This window comes from Dysgonomonas sp. 511 (assembly GCF_010501105.1).
Taxonomy (GTDB): domain Bacteria; phylum Bacteroidota; class Bacteroidia; order Bacteroidales; family Dysgonomonadaceae; genus Dysgonomonas.
On the sequence record NZ_QVMQ01000091.1, the window covers coordinates 1 to 348 of the forward strand.

The window sequence follows — 348 nt, forward strand, 5'->3', positions numbered from 1 at the left end:
GGAGATAGCCTATGAGGTAGGGTTCAACGACCCTAAGTACTTTACCCGTTGCTTTACGAAACATTTCGGCGTGCCGCCCAGCAATCTGAACAAGAAATGAACACTATCCCCTTATTAAATCGCGGCGCCGACAACATCCGCATTTTATACACATGGAGTATCTTCACCTTCGCATTTACCTTGCTGGCTATAGCAAAAGCGGCGCGGCATACCTTGCCCTGCGGGGCTGTGACCACGCAAAAGATAAATCCGGCGTACCTTGAATTTCCTGTTGCAGAATAAGTTTTCCACTTATTAGTACCTTTCATCCAATGCCACGATCCATTAGGTTGGTTTATTCTATCAGGA

The 348-nt window shown here is 46.6% G+C and carries 1 protein-coding gene and 1 pseudogene; one reads left to right on the forward strand and one right to left on the reverse strand.

The annotated features are described in order from the left end of the window. Positions 1–4: 4 nt before the first annotated feature. Positions 5–52, forward strand: a pseudogene (locus D0T57_RS16125) (hypothetical protein); the annotation flags it as partial. A 1-nt stretch (position 53) separates the two neighbouring features. On the opposite strand, the gene D0T57_RS15400 reads toward D0T57_RS16125, so the two are convergent. Further along, the coding region (locus D0T57_RS15400; protein WP_163274350.1) for a hypothetical protein at positions 54–348 on the reverse strand (295 nt) is incomplete at its 5' end.